General features: G+C 60.8%; 11 protein-coding genes. 2 read left to right on the plus strand and 9 right to left on the minus strand.

Translation table 11 applies throughout. The features are described from left to right. Nucleotides 1–289: 289 nt before the first annotated feature. From OEJ37_RS14900 to OEJ37_RS14925, 6 genes are all read right to left on the minus strand, one after another. Nucleotides 290–673: a hypothetical protein gene (locus tag OEJ37_RS14900; RefSeq protein ID WP_263344694.1), complete on the minus strand. Its 384-nt coding sequence runs from the start codon at nucleotides 671–673 to the stop codon at nucleotides 290–292. Nucleotides 674–829: 156 nt separating this feature from the next. Beyond that, entirely contained in the window at nucleotides 830–970 is a 141-nt protein-coding gene (locus OEJ37_RS14905; protein WP_174419301.1) for an Imm8 family immunity protein, read from the minus strand. Next, a complete protein-coding gene (locus OEJ37_RS14910) occupies nucleotides 966–1,319 on the minus strand; it encodes an immunity 8 family protein (protein WP_263344696.1) in 354 nt (117 codons plus the stop codon). The genes OEJ37_RS14905 and OEJ37_RS14910 overlap by 5 nt, the downstream gene beginning before the upstream one ends. Continuing rightward, nucleotides 1,316–10,792: a hemagglutinin repeat-containing protein gene (locus OEJ37_RS14915; RefSeq protein WP_263344697.1), complete on the minus strand. Its 9,477-nt coding sequence runs from the start codon at nucleotides 10,790–10,792 to the stop codon at nucleotides 1,316–1,318. Before OEJ37_RS14915 ends, OEJ37_RS14910 begins: the two co-directional genes overlap by 4 nt. 827 nt (nucleotides 10,793–11,619) lie before the next feature. Continuing rightward, entirely contained in the window at nucleotides 11,620–13,212 is a 1,593-nt protein-coding gene (locus tag OEJ37_RS14920) for an ABC-F family ATPase (RefSeq protein WP_174419284.1), read from the minus strand. 132 nt (nucleotides 13,213–13,344) lie between these two features. Further along, complete coding sequence (locus OEJ37_RS14925; protein WP_174419285.1) at nucleotides 13,345–15,624, minus strand: AsmA family protein; 2,280 nt, start codon at nucleotides 15,622–15,624, stop codon at nucleotides 13,345–13,347. 152 nt (nucleotides 15,625–15,776) lie between these two features. On the opposite strand from OEJ37_RS14925, the gene OEJ37_RS14930 reads away from it, so the two are divergent. Next, nucleotides 15,777–16,478 (plus strand): ATP-binding cassette domain-containing protein, encoded by a 702-nt coding sequence (locus tag OEJ37_RS14930; protein ID WP_174419286.1) that lies wholly within the window; start codon nucleotides 15,777–15,779, stop codon nucleotides 16,476–16,478. Continuing rightward, nucleotides 16,475–17,278 carry an ABC transporter permease gene (locus tag OEJ37_RS14935; protein ID WP_174419287.1) on the plus strand — a complete coding sequence of 268 codons (804 nt, stop codon included), beginning with the start codon at nucleotides 16,475–16,477 and terminating at the stop codon, nucleotides 17,276–17,278. The genes OEJ37_RS14930 and OEJ37_RS14935 overlap by 4 nt, the downstream gene beginning before the upstream one ends. A gap of 48 nt (nucleotides 17,279–17,326) precedes the next feature. On the opposite strand, the gene OEJ37_RS14940 is transcribed toward OEJ37_RS14935, so the two are convergent. The 3 genes from OEJ37_RS14940 to OEJ37_RS14950 all read right to left on the minus strand — a co-directional run bounded on the left by OEJ37_RS14940 (nucleotide 17,327) and on the right by OEJ37_RS14950 (nucleotide 19,884). Next, on the minus strand, nucleotides 17,327–17,800 hold the full coding sequence (locus OEJ37_RS14940) for a PliI family lysozyme inhibitor of I-type lysozyme (RefSeq protein WP_263344698.1): 474 nt from the start codon (nucleotides 17,798–17,800) through the stop codon (nucleotides 17,327–17,329). A 251-nt stretch (nucleotides 17,801–18,051) separates the two neighbouring features. Further along, nucleotides 18,052–18,603 (minus strand): DUF6013 family protein, encoded by a 552-nt coding sequence (locus tag OEJ37_RS14945; protein ID WP_174419303.1) that lies wholly within the window; start codon nucleotides 18,601–18,603, stop codon nucleotides 18,052–18,054. 264 nt (nucleotides 18,604–18,867) lie between these two features. Beyond that, entirely contained in the window at nucleotides 18,868–19,884 is a 1,017-nt protein-coding gene (locus OEJ37_RS14950; protein ID WP_175919400.1) for a zinc-binding alcohol dehydrogenase family protein, read from the minus strand. Nucleotides 19,885–19,923: the final 39 nt, after the last annotated feature.

The following is a 19,923-nucleotide window of genomic DNA, read 5'->3' on the forward strand; positions in this document are numbered from 1 at the left end:
TTGGGCATCACCTATATAATTGAATGAAATCGTATCCCCCCCCAAGATATGGAGTTGCCAATCCTAGTGTAGGGCTTGATATCAAAATCAAAGCTTTTGATTTATTTGAATACCAAAACACAATGCCCTACAAAACCTTCGCCATTTCGCTTTGAAAATTGGCCCTCAACTTCTCCGAATGACCTTAGCCAGCTGTTCACGTATATGTACGCGCCCTTCCCATCAAAAAGATGAGCGCCACATTGACAATCGAACGCCGCCATGTCTTCCCAGCAATCTTTAACGATTTTCATCGTTCGTGTCCCGCTGTCGGGTTCGCGACCAGTGGAGGGAGCGATATGTCGCCCCGCTTTGAAGCAAATTCGATCCGTGTTTGTGGCAATTCAGACTTTGACGGAAACGAGATAGTCAGAACCGATTTTGCTTCGTAACTGCTCTGCAAGCCGCCCCCCTGCTCTTTGAAAACCGTCGCAGCCTCTACGCTCCTGAAGCCAGAATTTTCAGGGTCTTCCATATTCAACGCTTCGTCAAACTCACCCGCCCAATCAGCTAGTCGTCGCTTTAATCCGTCCGAAATCGACAAGGCGTTCGGATCGATATCACCATACATCTCAGGCGACATATCCCACACTGGATGACACTGGCAGTCAGCCATTACTTTCAATTCCTTCATTTCACACTCCCTCTTGGAGCCGCAATGTAAGGAGTCCATCTGCATCAGCAAGAGAAAGAAGAACGTATGGCGCGGCATCCAACAAAGCGTGTTTCACCGGCGAAAATTTGCTTATGATCCATACCTAGCCTTTTCTTTGCTCGTGCCCTTTGGATTTCAAGAGTGGATCTGCGATATTAGCCAATCAGGCGTGGAAACACGTATATCAAACGACTCAAAACCAGCCGCGCCCTCCGGGCCGATGTAGGCTCGAATCCATGTACCGAAGTTCGACACGTCATCGGGCCTAGAATCAATTTTTGTAGTCTTCGAATTCCCATTCCATCACACGGGAAATCTTCGCCGTCAAGGCAGGCCAGTCTTTTTCGTCAAGTGACGCCAGAAATTCGCCAACGTAATCAATGATGCTTTGTGGCTTATATCCATCATTGACTATCAGCATATGCCGTCCCCACGACATGTATGCGAGGTTATTTTTGAGCCAACCCGGCGTACAAATCATGAGGCGAAAATAATCGCCCCCATCGCTAACGACGCTGCCAATAACGAATGTCATCCATAGACAGAAACAGTCTTGATCTTCTGGAACGTATTCGAAGACGCCGACCGTCCCACCAAGATCAAATGATTTCACTTTTGCTTTCATTGATGCACATTCAAATGCCCATTGCTGACCATTTGTCCATTTTCGAATTGTTGGAAATTCGCCTGCACCCCGGTAATAGCGAAAGGGGAATTGCCTTTGGGTGTCGGCGGTCTGTAGGTACGAGTGCCATCCGCACTTACTAGTCCACCCGGAACATTGGTCATAGGTCGTGCGCCATCTCCTACCCAAATTTCGCCAAGTCGTTGAGCATCCGCATAAGTGCCCGTGCCGATCGAAAAGTTTCGGTTGCCAGTACCGTCGCCGTTTATCGCCTTCGCCAGTCGGGCATCTTGCGCTGCGATAGCATCAAGATTAGCCTGATTCAGTTGACTGCGTAAGCCTGACCCCGCAGCTACATTTGCCTCTCCACCAGATGTAAGGTACCCCGTCCGATTGCCGCTTGTACCCGGCAACTGCGGACCCGACGTACCCTTTCCGACACCGATGGAGGCATCACCACCGCCGCTAAACATCATCGAAGCGATTGCTGCTTGCAGTGCTTGCTTACTTCCGATGATCTCCTGTGGCGTCATCAAATTTTCGACTGCAGCTCGCTCAACGACCGCCATCCACAGCGAACTAAGGTTCAATGCCTCTTGATTCGATAGATTCCCTTGGCCCTCCAACGCGTTTAGCGCGGCAATCTGCGCATCGATGTCCGCTCGCGTAAGCGTTCCCTTCGGCTTTCTCAACGCGTCCGCTACGCTTGTCGCGGCCGTCTGCATACGCGGCGTCGTGCCTTTCACGAAATTCGTCGCGTTGTTTTCAGATTCGATCAAAGCAGCGGCTGAAGTCGCTGCCGCGTCGCCACCCAACGCAGCGGTCGTACCGGCCACAATCGACTCGATGAGCCGTTCGCGTTGTAGCTTTTCGTCGTTAGTAAGCGTCGACGCCTGAGTGCCGTTCAGGCTATCCAACAGGTTGTTCAGGACCACGCTTGCGGCCGCGCCAGCCGCGCCAGCCCCACATCTTTTACCCGCTCCCGCTGCACCGGCGCATCCGACAAGGCCCTGCAACGCAGTGCGAGCCGTTTCGCTGTCGAGCGCATCGGCAATTCCCTTAACCTGTTCAGTGGCTAGGCTCTGGAAATAATACGCCGCCGCACTTTGCACCATCGCGCCGGCCGAACCGGTAACGTTGCCGCCGGCCGCCGCTGTGATCGCAGTCAACACTCTGCGGCCAGTTCCGCCTTCCAGCCACGTTGCGTCGTCCTGAAGGGTCTGCGTCAACTGCGCGATTTTTGCAGCGTCTTGTTGATCTGCCGGTTTGGCCTTTTCTGCATCCAGAGCCTTTCGGGCGGCGTCCGCTTCTATCGCACGGTTCTGGATAAACGTCCCGGCTTCACTAATGAAGTGGCTCGTAATATCGAAACCAGCTTCAATCTTGTCTTTGTCGAAAATCGGGGCCAGTGCGCCGCCTGTGTTCGACGTATCACGATTGATGTTGGCGACTGTTTCATCGGCCGTCTTGCCGGTCAGCTCCTGCTGCTTAGCGCTATCTGTAATTGTCAGTGACCCGCCGCTAACGCCGCTGCGCGTCGTCGAACTCGCATCGCCCGAAGCACCAAGGGCAACAGGGGGCTGAGAACTCCAACCTCCCGGGCCATAGCCGGCGGAAAGACCAACCTGCGACGCGTCGTACGATGCATGGTTCTCGATATCGCTCGTCGTCAGTGTCGCTGTCGTCAGGCTGTTCGCGCCGTCTCGTACTGCCATGTCGCTACTCGCAATCACACCGCCCTTGAGGTCAGTATTGCCCTTGACGTTGACCTGGAATCCACCGTCACCCGCCTTGATGCCCGATTGCTCAGACACTGCGGCGTAGTCGCTGTGCATCTTTTGCTGGCTGAAATTGGCCGATCCGCTCGAAGTGCCGTAGCACAACGGCGGTACGCATACGCTTATCGATACGCCCGCGCTTTGTTGCTTCGAATCGTACTTGCTCGTATCTTGCAGGCTCTGAACATTCAGATTGCCGCCCACGTCGGTCACGACTTGCTTGCCGGACGCAACAGCGCCGATAAGATTCGTATCGCCGCCGGATTCCATCGTCAGCGTGTTACCCGCCGTGACGTGCGTATTCGTGTACGTCGTATCGCTTCCGTTACCGTTGCCCTTGTTGCCCGACACACCGAGCTGGAACGACAGACCGTTTTGCTGACCGACGCCAAGGGTCACGCCGATACCCGCGCTCGATCCACTGCTCTTACTATTCTGGCTGTCGGTGTTTTGCGCGGCCTCAAGGTTAATCTTGCCGTCTGCTTTCAGCAATGCGTCATTACCGGCACTGATCGTGCTGCCGATCACGTCGATATTGCTATTTTCACCTACGCCCGTTGCCGTGATGGACACGTTATGACCGGCTGCAACGGTACTGCCGACAGCGGTACTCTGTGACGCTGATGAACTGCTGTTGCTATGGCTTGTACCAAGCGACACGCTAACGCCGATATTCCCGACACCATTCCCGGTTTGCCCAATTTGATCGATGGCGTTTTTCGCGGCTAACCCTGTAGTCGCCGCCGCCAGCGCATCGAGACGTGCGTCGCCCTTCGTGCGCTGCACGTCCTTTGTCATCTGGATGCCCGTTTGGACCGCCGTAACAATCGTACCGCTCAGGCCGGCGGTAATGCCCGTTTGGCTAAACGATTGCTGTTCGCTTTGTGTTCCAGTGTCCTGCGCCGCGTCGATTTTCACGGTCTTGCCGTCAAGCTTCAGATCGTTTCCAGCATGCAACGTGCTACCGGTCACGTGCAAGTCGTTGCCGGACGTAATCGAAAGGTTGCCGTTCAACGAACCAACCATACTTCCGACGTTCGTCACGCTCGTCGCTTGCTGCGCATCGGTGGTCTTTCGCACGCCGATCGAATAACCCTGCAAGCCACCGTCAAGCTGGTTCAACGGATTCAGGCCCGAGAGGAAACCGTAGTCGCGTTTCTCGTAGTAACTCTGTGCGTTCTGCGTGTCCTGCGAAGTCTTGATGATCACGTTGCCCGTCGCGTCGAGCTTCACATCATTCGTGCCGACGACGTTACTGCCTTGAATGGTCAGGTCCTTACCCGCGTGCACCTGGACCGTATCCCCGGACAGGGTACTGCCGACACCGATATTGGTTTGCGTGTTTTGCATACCATCGGTTGTCGAACCGCTGACAAAACTACCTCGCTTCGTCTGCACGTCGCGGAAACTGTCGTGTTCCTCACGACCTTCGTTCATCGTGACATTGCCGGTAGCGTTGATCGTCACGCCGCCGGGAGTCAGGCTATTGGTTCCAGACGTGACGGTCGAACCGGTCAGTGTGACGTTACCCTTGGTTGCGTCGTTGCTATTGATCGCCGCGAGCCCTGCATCGTGCCCGGCCGAGAACGTTGTACCGACCGCAGTTTGGTCATAGGTGTGATCGACCTCCTTACGTGCACGACCATCAACAGCAACGTTATTCAGTTGGTGTTCGTCGGTGACCGTCGTCGCCGTCAGGTTTCCACCGGCCGATACCTGCAAATCGTTGCCAGCCGATACGGTTGCGCCCTTGAACGTTGCATCGTTGCCACTGATCATCGTCAGGCTGTTGCCGGCGTTGACACCACTCACAACGTTCGTCGTTGTGGATTCTTCCCAATGCCGCTGATCGCTCAGGTGCATCGATTGGTTCGTGGTCGACTGAATGGTATCGACATTGATATTACGTCCTGCCGTTACGAACGCATTCGTGCCGGCCGACACATTCGCGCCGTGAATCGTCAAATCGCGGCCGGCATCCAACGTGAGCGCGCCGGTAGACGCGATCGAGCCTTGCTGACCGAGCAACGTTTGGTTGACCTTGCTCGAGCCTGATGCACCGCTCACACCAACCGTATCGACCAGCGTCGTATTAACGATATCCCGACCCGCACTGACAGCGACGCGATTGCCCGTAATCATCCCGGATGCGTTCACTACATCATTGCTCGCCGACACGACGGTCGTGCCGCTTTTGCTGTCGCTGGAAATCGTGCCGCCGCGATTCAAAATATCCGTTGCGGTCAAGACGGTTTTCGAGCCACCCTTGATGACACCCGAATTGGTCGTGCTGCCAGTCGTATGAATTTCAACATCGTCCGCCGCGATCAACGCACCGGTCGGTTGCAGATCGTTCGCATGTGTTTGCGCCATATAAACGACCGGGGCCAGCACGTGTGTCGTGCTGCCGTCAGGCAGCGTCACGGTCTGGTCAACGAGCCACACGATATCGCTCGTCAAGGCATCCATCTGCGCAGCCGTCAACGCCATCCCGGGCACTAAACCGAATTCCTTCGCATAGTTCGCGCCGTTCGTCATCAGGGCTCGATACTCATCCTCGGCGCTGGCGTAACCCGGCAGGAACGTACGGCCGGTCAACTGCGTAATCTGGTTACGCACCATCTGCTGCTCGTACATCCCGTCACCCAATCGCTTCTCAATGCTCGCCGGGTTCAGGTTCAACTTGCCGAGCATGTAATCGCTCGAAATGAACTTCGTATAGCTCGTCAGACGCGGGTCGGTGACGATCAGATACGGCTGACCGGGCGCGGGATGAATTGAATACATCCCGCTTGTCGGCAACGTGATCGACAAAGCACCGGTCGCGCTTGCAACGGATTGCAGTGCCGGAACTGTCGTCGTTCCGCTCGCCGCTCCGACCTTGGACGGATTGGTGCCCGATACACCCTGATTGGCCGCGTTGTTGCCAAGCGTGCCCCCTGTCGCACCGGTAGCCGAATTCTGCGCGGCGACGTTCTGGTTATTGACGTTCTGCGCGTCGATCGACACCGACTGGTTCGCGATGATCGTGCCGCCCGTTCCACCGATAGCAATCGGCGTGTGCACAACGGACGGTTCAACGATCGTGCCGCGATCCTGCGTCGTGTCTTCGTTCCACGCGTACATCGATACGATATTGTCGGTCTGATACTGATACAGCGTCCGACCAACGTTGTTCACAGTCGTGCCGCCGTAGCTTCCGCTGCCAACAGAGCCGCCTTGTTGCGTGCTGCCGATTTGAATCGACTTGCCGGCCGTGATCGCGCTGTATTCGTTGTTGATCGTGCCGACGTTCGCCATCGTGATACTGCCACCCGCGACAAGCTGCGCTTGCTGCGCCTGACTCGTTACCTTGTCTTGCTGAATCGTGGAAGTCGTATCGCGCCAGATTTCGACCCGCTGATAGCCGTTATGGCCGTCGCTGCGTGTCTTGTATTCCGTATCCGGAACGTAGTTGACGTGCGGGTCGTAGGCATCCCAATAGTTGACCGTAACAGACCCGTCCGCGTTGGTCGTCAGCGTGTTGTAGTAAATCGTTTGCTGCTTGCCGTTCACGTTCACGACCAGCACCTTGTCGGTCGCGTTCGGTCCGGACGATTCCGAGACAACCTGCGAGGCGCTATAGCTTGAAGTGAGTGGCGTTTTATAGCCGTTTACCCACATCGCCTGCGAGCAGCCGCCGTTCGGGTCAGCATTCATCGTCGCGCACACGATGTATTTCTGGCGCTTCGTTTCGTGCTTGCTCGACGTGCTCGTCGTTTCGGTCGTGACCGTCGGTGCGGGACGCGTATTGGTGAAGGTACCGGCCGCCAGCTCGACGTTGCCTTGCGCTTCGATCGTCGATTGATCGTTCAGCACGTTTTGCGTGCGGTTCGCGAGCAAGCCGTTTGCATCGCGCTGACCATTCGCCGCGATATTGATATCACCGACGCTGAACAGGTTCGCACCGCCCGTGTTCGACAACTGATTCGTCGCGTACAGATTCAACTGATTGGCAGCAGCAAATACGGCGGCAGCACCGGTATTCGTAATCGTATTGGCATTCGCCGTTACGTTGGCACCGATCACGGTGCCCGTGTTGTTCAACGTCGCGCTGTTGGTCGTAACCGAATCGCCTTCGATTCGGCCCGCGTTATCGATCGTGCCGCCGTTCGCGTTGACCGTCGTGTTTGCGGAATTCAAATCCGCACCACTCTGGTTGTCGACGTTCGCAGCATTCACCGTCAGCGCACCGTTGGCATCCATTACGCCTTGGTTCGTCAGCTTGCCCGACGTAGTGAAATTCAGGTTGCCGTTTGTGTGAAGCTTGTTCGCCGCCGTCTGCGTGTAATCGCTCGCGAGCGTGATTGAGCCGTTGCGGCCCGCGATGATGGAACCGTCGCCGGACAACGTACCCGTGTTCAGCGTCAGGTCTTGATCGCTACCAATCGCACCGCCCTGGTTCGACAGTGCGCCGGTCTGAATCGACACGCTGCCGTTGCTACCGGCGTCGTTACCGATCTTGCCAGACGTGTCGTCAATCGATGCGGCCGTCAACGACAACGCGCCGTTTGCCCGGACCGAACCATTCTGGTTCGACAGCGCCGCGTTCGCACCATTGAACGTCAGGTTGTTCGCCGCCGACAGCACGCCGCCTGCATTGTTCGCGTCGCTCGCGACATTCAACGTCAGGTCGTGTCCCGCAAGCGTCTGCCCGCCTTGTGCATTGGTGAGTGCTTGCGTGGTCAGCGTAACATCGCCATTTCCGCCAATCGTACCCGCACCGGCCTTGCCAGACGCGTTCGTGTTCGTGATTGATGCGCCGCCGTCGATCGTCGTCGCACCGTTGCCGATATTGGCGATTCGACCATCGCTGTTATCGACGCTGGAGCCCGATACGCTGAGGATGGATGTCGCGCCGTTCGCTTCAATTTGGCCCGCGCTGTTGGTCACGGCACCTTGCGCACGAAGTGACAGATTGCCGTTCGCCTGAACAAGACCAGCGGCATTCACGATTTGGCCGTTCGACTGTGCTGCCAGCGACTGGCCTGCAAGCAACGAACCACCGGAATTATCGATACTGCCCGCCGACACCGACACGTCACCGTTGCCGCCGATCGTGCCGCCAGCCGTATTCGTCAGCGCGTTCGCCGTCGTGACCGACAGCGCGCTCGTACCCACGTTTTTAAGCGAGCCTCCATCATTCGCGAGGCTGTCGGCTGTCACCGAAACGCCATTGTTCGCTTCGAGCGTGCCCGCGCGGTTATCGACCGCGCCTTGTGCTTTTAGCGTGATGCTGTCGGCACCGACGTAACCACCTGCGTGGTTATCGAGCGATTGAACGTTGAGCGCAGCCTGTCGCTGTGCGGCCAGTGTCCCGGCGCTATTCGATACAGCAGCAGCCTTCAGGCTCAACGCGCCATTGGTCGCGATCGTGCCGCCTTGGTTCGACATCGCACCGGTTGTGATCGACAACGTACCACTGCCCGCGTGCGTAATCTTTCCATGATCGTTGATCAGCGTCGCAGGCGTCAGGTTCAGGTCGGTGCTGTTCGTCTGAATCACGCCGTTGCTCGAATTATCGAGCGTGTTCGAGACAGCGACATTCATTGCGCCGGTCCCGGTTTGCGTAATCGTGCCACTGTGGTTCGACAAATTCGTCGCCCCGAACGACAACTGGTTGGCCTGTATCGAACCCGCGTCGTTGCTCAGCGATGCTGCATTCACCGTTGCCGATTGTCCGGCCGCGATGCTGCCGGAATTATTCGTCAATTGCGCGCCGGCATTGATCACTGCATTTTGTGCAGCCGACAACGTACCGCTGCCATTGTCGAGTGATTGCGAATCAACTTGCAGGTTCGTTTGTGCACTGACCGTGCCGTGGTTCACGACACTGCCGGTTTGCACCGTCACACCGCCGTTGCCGCCGATGACGCCGCCTTGTGCGCCAAGTGCGGTCGTACCAGCCGCGTTCGTCAATTGCCCTGTCGTCGTGATCGACAGGCCGTCCGAATTCAATGACGTAACGCGACCGGCACTGTTGTCCAGCGAACTACCCGAAATATTCATTCCGGCCGCACTCTGCATCGTGCCTTGGTTATTCGCAATCGCGCCACCACGCACCTGCATCGCATTTTCCGAAACCAGCGTGCCGCCCTGATTCGAGATTGCGCCGTTCGACTGCACGCTCAGCGGACCTTGTGCCGAAACCTTGCCGCCTTGGTTCGAAATGCTGCCTGCGGTAAGCGTTGTACCGCCTTGGCTCGACAGGCTACCGTGATTGTTGATCAATGCACCTGCTGCATTCGCATTGACCGCCCCCTGCGCGCTCGTCGCGGCGTTCGAAAGGTTCAAGTCGCCTGCGTTCGCGTTCAGCGTGAGATTGCCGTTCGCGGCCGTTTCACTACCCGCCAGGTTAACGGCAGCGCCCGAAATCGACACGTTCCCGCCCGCGACGCTTTGGCCAGTCGCCGTCAGTTGGCCAGTGCTCGACAGATTCAGGTCACCGCTATGACCGACAGAACCATCATTATTTACGCCTGCGCCGAGCGTTCCCGTCGAATTGATGATGCCCGCGGTGATCGTCGTGTTCTGTTGAGCTGCGAGCGTGCCGCTGTTCGACAACGTACCGGCTGCCGAAACGTTTGCGCTCTGTTGCGAATATGTCGTGCCGCTGTTTTGAACACTGTTCGCGGTTGCGGTAAGGTTGCCGCTCGCCGTTGTCTTGCCCGTGAGTACGAGTTGGCCGTTCGATTGAAGCGTCAAGTCGCCTGCTTGTGCAGCGATCGTCCCGGCGTTCGCGACACCGACACCAAATTCGTTCGATACGAGAAAGACCCTGTTGGCGTACATACCGCCGAGTTGGCTCACGTCGATCGCGATAGCGGGTGCGGCACCATCGCCGGCAATCGGCGTTGCTGCAAGCGTGTCGTGGTTGACTTGGTTAGCCCCGGCGACCACGTTCAGATTTTTCGCGTAAATGGCAGCGTTGGCCTGTACGGCGCGAGAAATCAAGTCGACCTGATCCACGTTCGACGCATTAAGGCCAGCACCGCTTACGGAAATCAGGCCGCGCGATACGTTGAATCCACCGAGCGACCCGTCTGCGCCGTAATACGGCGTTCCCGTTGTGAGGACAGCTCTCGACGTATTGATGAACCCGCCGCCGTCGACCTGAATACCTGCACTGTTCGACAGGATTACCTCAGCCCGATTGCCTCCCACCTCCACATAACCGCGAAGTTGCGACGGTGCGTTGCTGTTGACTTGGTTGACGATGATCCGCGCGGACTGGCCTGCCCCGAAATTCGGGTTGCCGTTGATCATCCCTGCCTGCTGCGTATTCACGATCGTCGGCGAGTTGTTCAGGATCGCGCCGGGTTTTTGTACATCGAACTGGTTGTACGTGTTGACCGAGACACCAGCGCCGGACGGTGCGGCAATATTCACTTGCGGGATGCCGTTCTGCGTCTGGATTACGTGCGTGCTTGTGCCCGGAGTCGGAACGATTTGCGCAAAGCTGAATACCGGTATGCCGAACAGCAACGCTGCTGCCATCGCGATCGGTTGCCACACGACGCGCAATCCCGGCATGTTCAGCGGCGCACTTACGCCTTGCGGATTTCCGGCCGCATGCGACGAGTTGCCGGTTTCCTGAACGACCATCATCGCGCCACGTGCGCGATTGAACACAACCCGATAGCGATTTTTATTCATTCTTCGTTCGACGCAAATCGCGTCGCTACTTCAATTTTTGACTGGAATCGACATCCGACTGAACCGGTTGTCGTTGCGCGCAGCCACGGCCGGTGCTGCGCAGGATTCGCAAAGGTTTACACACGGCTATGCTATGCGCCCCAACATCAAAGCGCACACACAATTGGTCTCCCGTGATCCTTCTGCGCGATCGTAGCAGACGCTGAGCGATCCACAATGTCACAAATCGTTAGATTAGCGAGCGAAGACTGATTTTCCGCTCTGAAAAGCGATGGAATATTTTTGAGAAAAAAGAATTAACATTTCTTTATGATTTTTTAGAATGTTAATTCGAGATTGCGGCTGGGCTACGCTTCAATATATATCCAAGCGCGTGCACTACCTCGTCATAGCCATACGAACAAACAGGCTCTTTCTGTTCATATAGAAGCCCGTTGACATGACTTTCTATAGCTGAGGCAATCTCATTAAAGTCAGCCGCCTTACATTTCTTCCGTGCATCGTTGCCCCGATAGCCGTCTTCTTCTAACGGATTCTTCTAACGGATATTAGATAAGTAACCATACGCGCCACGTGCCGTTATCAATTCTTTAAGAAAAAAACGAACTTGATACTAGCACCACCGCGCGCAAACTGGCTAAGTGCGTATAAACAAGAAGGCCCACACCGACAAACTGCCGATGCGGGCCTTTCGTGTTTCTGGCGATACGCGTTACGCGCCCGGTCTAGTGTCCTCTACAGAGCAACACTGCCGTTGTCCCAACGGGACAATTCCGTGGGGCTATCCGGGACGCATGAACGGTGGTCTTGGGACAAACTCAGGACAATTACTCCTGCCCCTGGCTCGTCAGGAACTCCTCGTAGTTACCGCCGAAGTCGAACAGCGTACCGTCCGTGCGCACTTCGATGATCCGGTTCGCCAGCCCGCTCACGAATTCGCGGTCGTGCGACACGAAGATCAGCGTGCCTTCGAACTGCTCGAGCGCGATCTGCAGCGACTCGATCGATTCCATGTCCATGTGGTTGGTCGGCTCGTCCATCAGCAGCACGTTGTGGCGGCCGAGCATCAGCTTGCCCCAGATCATGCGGCCCTTCTCGCCGCCCGACAGCACCTTCACCGACTTCTTGATGTCGTCCGACGAGAACAGCAGGCGGCCCAGCGTGCCGCGCACCATCGTTTCGTCATCGCCGTCCTTGCGGTACTGGTCGATCCAGTCCATCAGCGTGATGTCGTTCGGGAACTCCTCGTACGTGTCCTGCGGCATGTAGCCGACATTCGCGTTCTCGGACCACTTCACCGTGCCGTGCTCGAGCTCGAGCGCGCCGAGCAGCGAACGCAGCAGCGTCGTCTTGCCCGCGCCGTTCTCGCCGATGATCGCGATTCGCTCGCCCGGCTGCACCGACAGGTTGAAGTTCTGGAAGATCGTGCGCTCGTACTTCTTCGTAATCTCTTCGGCAACCACCGCGACGTTGTGCAGCTTCTTCTCGAACTCGAAGCGGATGAACGGGTTCTGGCGCGACGACGGCTTGAATTCCTCGATCTTGATCTTGTCGATCTGCTTCGCGCGGCTCGTCGCCTGGCGGGCCTTCGACTTGTTCGCCGAGAAGCGGCGCACGAAGTCCTGCAGTTCGGCCACGCGCTCCTTCGCGCGCGTGTTCGCCGCGGCCTGGCGCTCGCGCGCCTGTGCCGATGCGAGCATGTAGTCGTCGTAGTTGCCCGGCCAGACCTTCAGCGTGCCGAAGTCCATGTCGGCCATGTGCGTGCACACCGAGTTCAGGAAGTGACGATCGTGCGAAATGATGATCATCGTCGAGTTGTACTCGTTGAGCGTCTGCTCGAGCCAACGGATCGAGTTGATGTCGAGGTTGTTGGTCGGTTCGTCGAGCAGCAGCACGTCGGGCTTCGAGAACAGCGCCTGCGCAAGCAGTACGCGCAGCTTCCAGCCCGGCGCGACGTCGCTCATCGTGCCGTTGTGGAACTTCTCCTCGATGCCGATGCCGAGCAGCAGCGCGCCCGCGCGCGCCTCGGCGTCGTAGCCGCCGTATTCGGCGAACTTGCCCTCGAGCTCGGCCGCGTGCATGTAGTCGTCGTCGGTGGCTTCCGGGTTCGCGTAGATCGCGTCACGCTCGGTCATCGCGGCCCACATCTCGGTGTGGCCCATCATCACGACGTCGAGCACGCGCACGTCTTCGTACGCGAACTGGTCCTGGCGCAGCTTGCCGAGACGCACGTTCGGCTCCAGCGCGACGTTGCCGGCGCTCGGCTCGAGGTCGCTGCCGAGGATCTTCATGAAGGTCGACTTGCCACAGCCGTTCGCGCCGATCAGACCATAGCGGTTGCCCTCGCCGAATTTGACCGAGATATTCTCGAACAAGGGCTTCGGCCCGAATTGCATCGTGATGTTGGCAGTAGAAAGCACGGCAGGTCCCGTTAAAGGATAAATCGACGGAAAACCGTGCATTTTAGCAGGTGTCGGAGAAACTGCCGACCATGCCGTTCCGGCCCCGCCAATCCACCCTCCGCGCCGGGCACCCGCCGGCGCCCGCCCGTCTCACTTGCCGGCCTTCGCGGCCGCCCTCTGCGCCGCCTTCGCGTTCATCTGCCCGAACAGTTCCGAGCACGGTACGTCCTTGTTGTTGCTCGGCGCGATCAGCGGAATCAGCGCCGCGAACGGGTTGATCAGGCCGAGCCCGATCATCGCGCCGGCACGCAACGCGAGCGCACCCGCATCGACCCCGACGTCCGGGTTCTTGAACGTGCCCTTCGCGTACAGCGGCGAGCGCAGCGAGAAGATCCGGAAACCCTTCGTGTGCGGATGGATCTTCAGGTCGAGCGTTTCGTCGCGCAGGCTGATCGGGCCGTCGACGTTGATCAGCGCGTCGTCGGTGTCGAGCGCGAACACCTTCGGGTCGAGGATCCCGTTGGTCGCGACGAAGTCGATCGCCGCGCAATTGATGTTCACGTCGCGATTGCCGAACAGCTTCTCGTAGACGACGTTCGCGACGTTCAGCCCCGCGGCTTCCATCAGCAGGCGGCTGATACGGCCGTCGGTGATGAGCGCCTTCACTTCGCCGGTCGACGTCGCAGCCAGCGCGGCCGGCGAGTTGCCGGTCGCCGACAGCGACGCGTCGCCGTTGATCTCGCCGAGCGCCGATTGCATCACCTTCTGCGCCGGGAACAGCTGCTTGAGCTTCAGGTGCCGCGCGGCCACCGTGAAGCGGCCCTTCAGCGGCGCGCCGCTGCCGTCGAGGTGCGCGGTCGTCGCGAGCGTGCCGCCCGCGACGCCGAACTGCAGCGGTTCGAGCGACAGCACGCCGTCCTGCATCACGATGTGCGTGTACAGGTTGGTGATCGGCAGGTTCGCACTCTTGATCAGCTTGCGGCCGGTGAACTTCACGTCCGCGTCGAGCGCGCGCCAGCGGTCGGTACGGAACGTCTCGACCGGCAGCACGCGGCCCGGCGGCTGGCGCGTCGTGTCGCCGCGCTTGGCCTTGCTCGCGGCCGTGTCCGCGCCGATCACCGGTGCAAGATCGGAGAACTGCAGCAGGTTCGACACGAGTTCGCCCGACAGCTTCGGCCGCGGTTCGCGCTGCTCGTACACCAGCGTGCCGCCGAGATCGCTGCCGCCGACGCGGCCGTTGAAGTTCTCGTAGCGGAACGTGCTCGCGCGCCGCTTGAAGTTGCCGATCAGCCGCCCTTCGGTCGCATAAGGCGGCGTGTCGGGCAGCGTGATGCCGGTGAGCTGGTAAAGGTGCGACATCGACGTGCCCTGCAGCCACAGGCGCAGGTCGAGCGCCGCGAGACTCCGCGGGTCGGTCAGCGTGCCGACGATCGCAAGCCGCGTGTCGCCGGCCTTCACGTCGGCCTGCAGCGGGAACGGCCGCGACGTGTCCTCGACCGCGAGCACGCCGCCGAGCTTGCCGGTACCGCTGATCGGCACGTTCTTGTAGCGGCCGTCGACCTTCAGCCCGAACGCATAGGTCGGGCCGGACGGCTTCGCCGGCGCCGCGGTGCCGCTTGCACCGGACGCACCGGATGCACCTGATGCGGCCGCAGCCGCCGACGCAGGCGCAACCGCAGACGCTGCCGCAACCGCCATGGACGACGACGCCCCTGCAGCCTGCGCCGCCGACGCGCTCGACGCGGCTTCCGCATTCGCCTTCGCGCTCAACTGCGCGGCACCGTGCTTGCCGACACGCTGTGCGGACGCCGCACGCGAAGTCTGCTCCTGTTCCTTCAGCACGTCGCCGAGCGGAATCGGCTGCCCGAGCGTATCGATCGCGACGGTCAGGTCGGCCTTCGTGATCGCGTCGCGATACGTGACGGTACCCTTCCCGAAGCCGAAGCTGTCGAGCCGTACCTTCCACGGCGAAGGCTGCGACGATTGCTTGAACTGGAAGGTCCACGTGTTGCGGCCGTCGGCGAGCCGCTCGAGGTCGACGGCGGGATTCACGACGTCGATCGACGGAATGACGATTTCATGCGCGAGCAACGGCAGGATCGCGAGATCGAAGTGCGCGGCATCGAGCGTGACGAACTTGGGCGCCTTCGCCCAGTCGGGGTTGCCGATCTCGATCTGCGTGGCCGAAAAGCTCGGCCAGGGCACCCATGCGCGCCAGCCGGTCTCGCCGTCGGGGCGACGCCAGCCGACCTTCAGGTCGCCGTTGATCGCGAACGGGCGGCCGAGCGCCGCACTCACCTGTTCGTTGACCCACGGTTTCGCGCGGTTCCAGTCGAATGTGAAGAGAAAGACGCCGGCCGCCGCGATGAGCACCGCGACGATACCGACGATCCATGCAGCCGATTTGCCGATGGCTCGGGTTAGCGTCATGGCGGTTCCGTTGTTGTTCTGAAATGTTGCCGCATCATGCCGGGCCGCTTGCGTGGACGAACGGCACACGACACCCGCGGCTTTTCAATCGGTATTATGACGCACGCCATGGCGACGTTTCGGCGCCATTAACGCTTTTTTTCAATTGTGACATGACAGCCCCCACCGGCCTCATCGATGCGCAGCACATCACGCGGCGCGACGCCAGCAGCGGCAAGACCCTGCTCGCCCCGACCGATTTCAGCCTCGCCACGGGATCGCGAATTGCTGTCACGGGACCGTCCGGGTCGGGCAAGAGCGTACTGTTGCGCGCGCTCGCGCTGCTCGATCCGCTCGACGGCGGCCACATCCTGTGGCACGGCAGCCGGATCCGGCGCGGCGCGATCCCGCGCTACCGGCGCAGCGTCGCGTACGTGCGCCAGCGCCCCGCGCAAATGGACGGCACCGTCGAATCTCAACTGCGCTATCCGTATTCTCTCGCGATCTATCGCGACGTCGCGTTCGACCGCGCGCGCGCCGAAGCGCTCGCCGCACGTGCCGGCCGCGGCCCCGACTTTCTCGACAAGCGCGCGAGCGACCTGTCGGGCGGCGAAGCGCAGATCGCCGCGCTGCTGCGCGTATTGCAGCTCGATCCCGACGTGCTGCTGCTCGACGAGCCGACCTCCGCGCTCGATCCCGAATCGGCGCGCGCGATCGAAGCGCTCGTCGGTGCGTGGTTCGACGCGGCGCCCGACGCGCGCGCGTACATGTGGATCTCGCACGATCCGGCCCAGGCCGCACGGATCGGCACGACGCGGCTCATGATGCAGGCCGGCGTGCTGCACGTTGCCGACACCAAGGAGACTGCGCAATGAGCCCGGCACTGCAGGACCTGAGCCTCGTCGACGTCGGCGTCGCCGCCGCGCTTGTCGCAATCAACGGCGCGATCTCGGCGGCGCTGTCGCTCGGCCTCGGCCGCAAGCTCGCCCTCGCGGCCGTGCGCACCGTCGTGCAGTTGCTCGCGATCGGCTATGTGCTCGGCTGGGTGTTCGGCCATCCTCACTGGTACGTCGTGCTGCCGCTCACCGCGCTGATGACGCTGATCGCCGGTTTCGCCGGCGCGGGACGCGGCAAGCGCACGTACCGCGGCCAGCGCATCGACAGCATCGCGTCGATCTGGTTCAGCAGCTGGTTCGTCGCGGCGGTCGGCCTGTTCGTCGTGATTCGCATTCATCCGTGGTTCGCGCCGCAATACGCGATTCCGATCCTCGGGATGATTCTCGGCAATACGTTGACGGGCGTGTCGCTCGGCGTCGAGCGGATGATGGAGGAACTCACCGCACGCCGCGACCGCGTCGAGACCGCGCTCGCGCTGGGGGCGACACGCTGGGAAGCCGCGCAGGATGCCGCGCGCCAGGCCGTGCGCGCGGGCATGCTGCCGACGCTGAACCAGATGGCCGTCGTCGGCGTCGTGAGCCTGCCGGGGATGATGACGGGTCAGGTGCTGGCCGGCCAGTCGCCGCTGCAGGCCGTGCGCTACCAGATCGTGATCATGTTCCTGATCGCCGCGGCGTCCGCGCTCGGCACCGTCGGCGCGGTGCTGATGACCTATCGCCGGCTGTTCTCGGCCGATCACCGCTTTCTCGCAGCGCGGCTCGAAGAGCGTGCGCACTGACACGCGGCGGCGCCGCGCGATGCTTTCGCGCGGTGCGCGATCAGCGCGTCAGCGCGCGGCGCGACGCTTGCCGATCGCCTGCCGCAACGCAGCCGCGATGTCCGCGTCGGGCGCGAGCCCGTCGACCGACGCGACGAGCCGCACCGCACGCGGTGTCGTAACATAGGCCTGCGCGCCGACATAACCGCCGCTGCCGGCCGAGCGCGTCGTCACGACGAGCGCCTGCGGCGCACGTGCTCCGAGGTCCGCAGTGAACGCATCGGTAACCGTGCCATCGCGCGCATGCAGCGCACCCGTCACATAGTCGTCAGTATCGAAGCCGGGTGCGGTGTGCGTGGTCGAATACACGCGCACCGCGTAGCTGCCGGTCGAGCACGGTTCGAGTGCGCCGCTCGACACGACAGCCACCTGCTGCCGCGACGGCAACTCGACCTTCTTCACGAAACTGCAATCGTCGGCCGCCTGCGCGTGCGCGGAGACGAACGCAGCGGCCGACAGCAGCATGCACATTCGGAATTTCATCGGGATGTCGTTACAGGAAAGTGATGATGCTGCGAAGCATAACGTGACATCCGCATGAGGTCACGCAGGTCGCCACGCTGAGCGAACGCGCGGCGAACGGGTGCAATGCCGTTGCCGCGGCACCGTACCGCGAAGCAGGCCGAGGGAAACATCGTGACGGCGACACGCAGCGCTCACGTGCCGCCTTGCTCGTACAGCCAGTCGAATCCGTTGCGCGCGCACCGGACGAAACGCCGGCCCGCACGCGCCACTCAACGCTTGATCGACACCGTCACCTTCGTGCCGTCGCTCATCGTCACGGACTTCGATCCGCCGTTGGTCGGAATCGACACCCACTTCACCTGGCTCACCGACACGACGTCCGGGCATTGCAGCGACTTGCCGCCAGCCGTCACGTTGCGCGTGCCCTTCGGTGCGGACGCCTGGAAGCTCATCTGCACGTTCGCGATCCCCTTCGCGTCGATCGACGGCGCGAGCCGCACCTGGGTCTGGCGCACCATCGCGCCGTTCGCGTCGCGCGGCAGGTTGTCCGCGTTCGGGCAGCCGTCCGGCATCGCGATCGCGCCGCTCGGCGGCACCGACTTCCAGTTGAAGTCGTCCGTCTCGCCCGAGCGGATCTTGCGGGTCTCCTGCGTATTGCCGAAGGTCTTCGAGTCGACCTTGACGGTGTATTCGAGCTGTCCCGTACCGCCGCCCTTCAGGCTGCCCTTGACCGGCGGCGCCGCGAATACGCTCGCGCTGACGCACGCCGCCGCGAACACGGCCGACCACGATGCGGCGACTGACAAGCTGCGTTGGCTCATGCTGACCTCCTTGTAATGCGGCGGCACGCGCGTGCCGCGCGGTTTTCGATGCATGATGCGTTGCCAGTCTACCGCCAAGCGGCATGCAATGCGCCGCAAACGCATCGGGTGTTACCCCGCTTGTGTTCGCGGCGTTGCAACCTTATGCACGATGCAGGCTCTCGAGAAAACGCCGGGCCGCCCCAGGTTTTCAGCCTCGCAGAAGGCCTCGTCGGGGAATGCCTCGTCGAAGAGCCCGGCACGAAGCGACGAGTTTGAGCGCGCTCAGAAGCCGCTCAGCACGAGCTTGCCGATCGTGCGCCCGGCTTCGAGCAACTGGTGCGCGCGCCGCACGTTCGCGGCGTTGATCGCACCGAGCTGTTCGCCGAGCGTCGTGCGCAGCGTGCCGCCGTCGACGAGCCGCGCGACTTCGCCGAGGATCCGGTGCTGCTCGATCATGTCCGGCGTCTCGAACATCGCGCGCGTGAACATGAACTCCCAGTGAAACGCAGCGCTCTTCGCCTTCAGCAGTTCGACCGGCACCGGCTTCCCGTTCTCGACGATCGTGCAAATGCCGCCCTGCGGCCGGATTACTTCCGCCGCAGCGGGGAAATGGCGGTCCGTGTCGTTGAAGATCAGCACGTAGTCGACGTTCGGATGCCCTGCCTCGCGCAGCTGCTCAGGCAGGTCGCCGAAATGGTCGACCACCGCATCCGCACCGAGCGAGCGCACCCATTCGGCCGACGCCGCCCGCGACGCGGTCGCGATCACGTGCAGCTTGCCGAGTGCCTTCGCGAGCTGGATCGCGATCGAGCCCACACCGCCCGCGCCGCCGATGATCAGCACCGACTTGCCGGCGTCCGCGCCCTGCGGCGACACCCGCAGCCGGTCGAACAGCGCTTCCCACGCGGTCAGCGCGGTGAGCGGCAACGCGGCTGCGGCGGCAAAGTCGAGCGTGCGAGGCTTCAGCGCGGCGATCCGCTCGTCGACCGCATGGAATTCGCTGTTCGCGCCGGGCCGCGTGATGCTGCCCGCGTAGAACACTTCGTCGCCAGGCCGGAACAGCGTGACGTCCGCGCCGACCGCGACGACCGTGCCGGCGGCATCCCAGCCGAGCACGCGCGGCGTGTCCTCGACCTGCGGCTTCGGCGCGCGCACCTTGGTGTCCACCGGGTTCACGGAAATCGCCTCGACCTTCACGAGCAGGTCGCGCGGGCCCGGCACGGGTTGCGGCAGTTCCACGTCGAGCAAGGCCTGCGGGTCGTCAATCGGCAGATAGCGGGTCAGTCCAACGGCTTTCATCACGAAACTCCTTTCAGGAAAACGGGCGGGCCGCGGCGC

The organism is Burkholderia sp. BKH01, from assembly GCF_025685725.1.
Taxonomy (GTDB): domain Bacteria; phylum Pseudomonadota; class Gammaproteobacteria; order Burkholderiales; family Burkholderiaceae; genus Burkholderia; species Burkholderia pyrrocinia_C.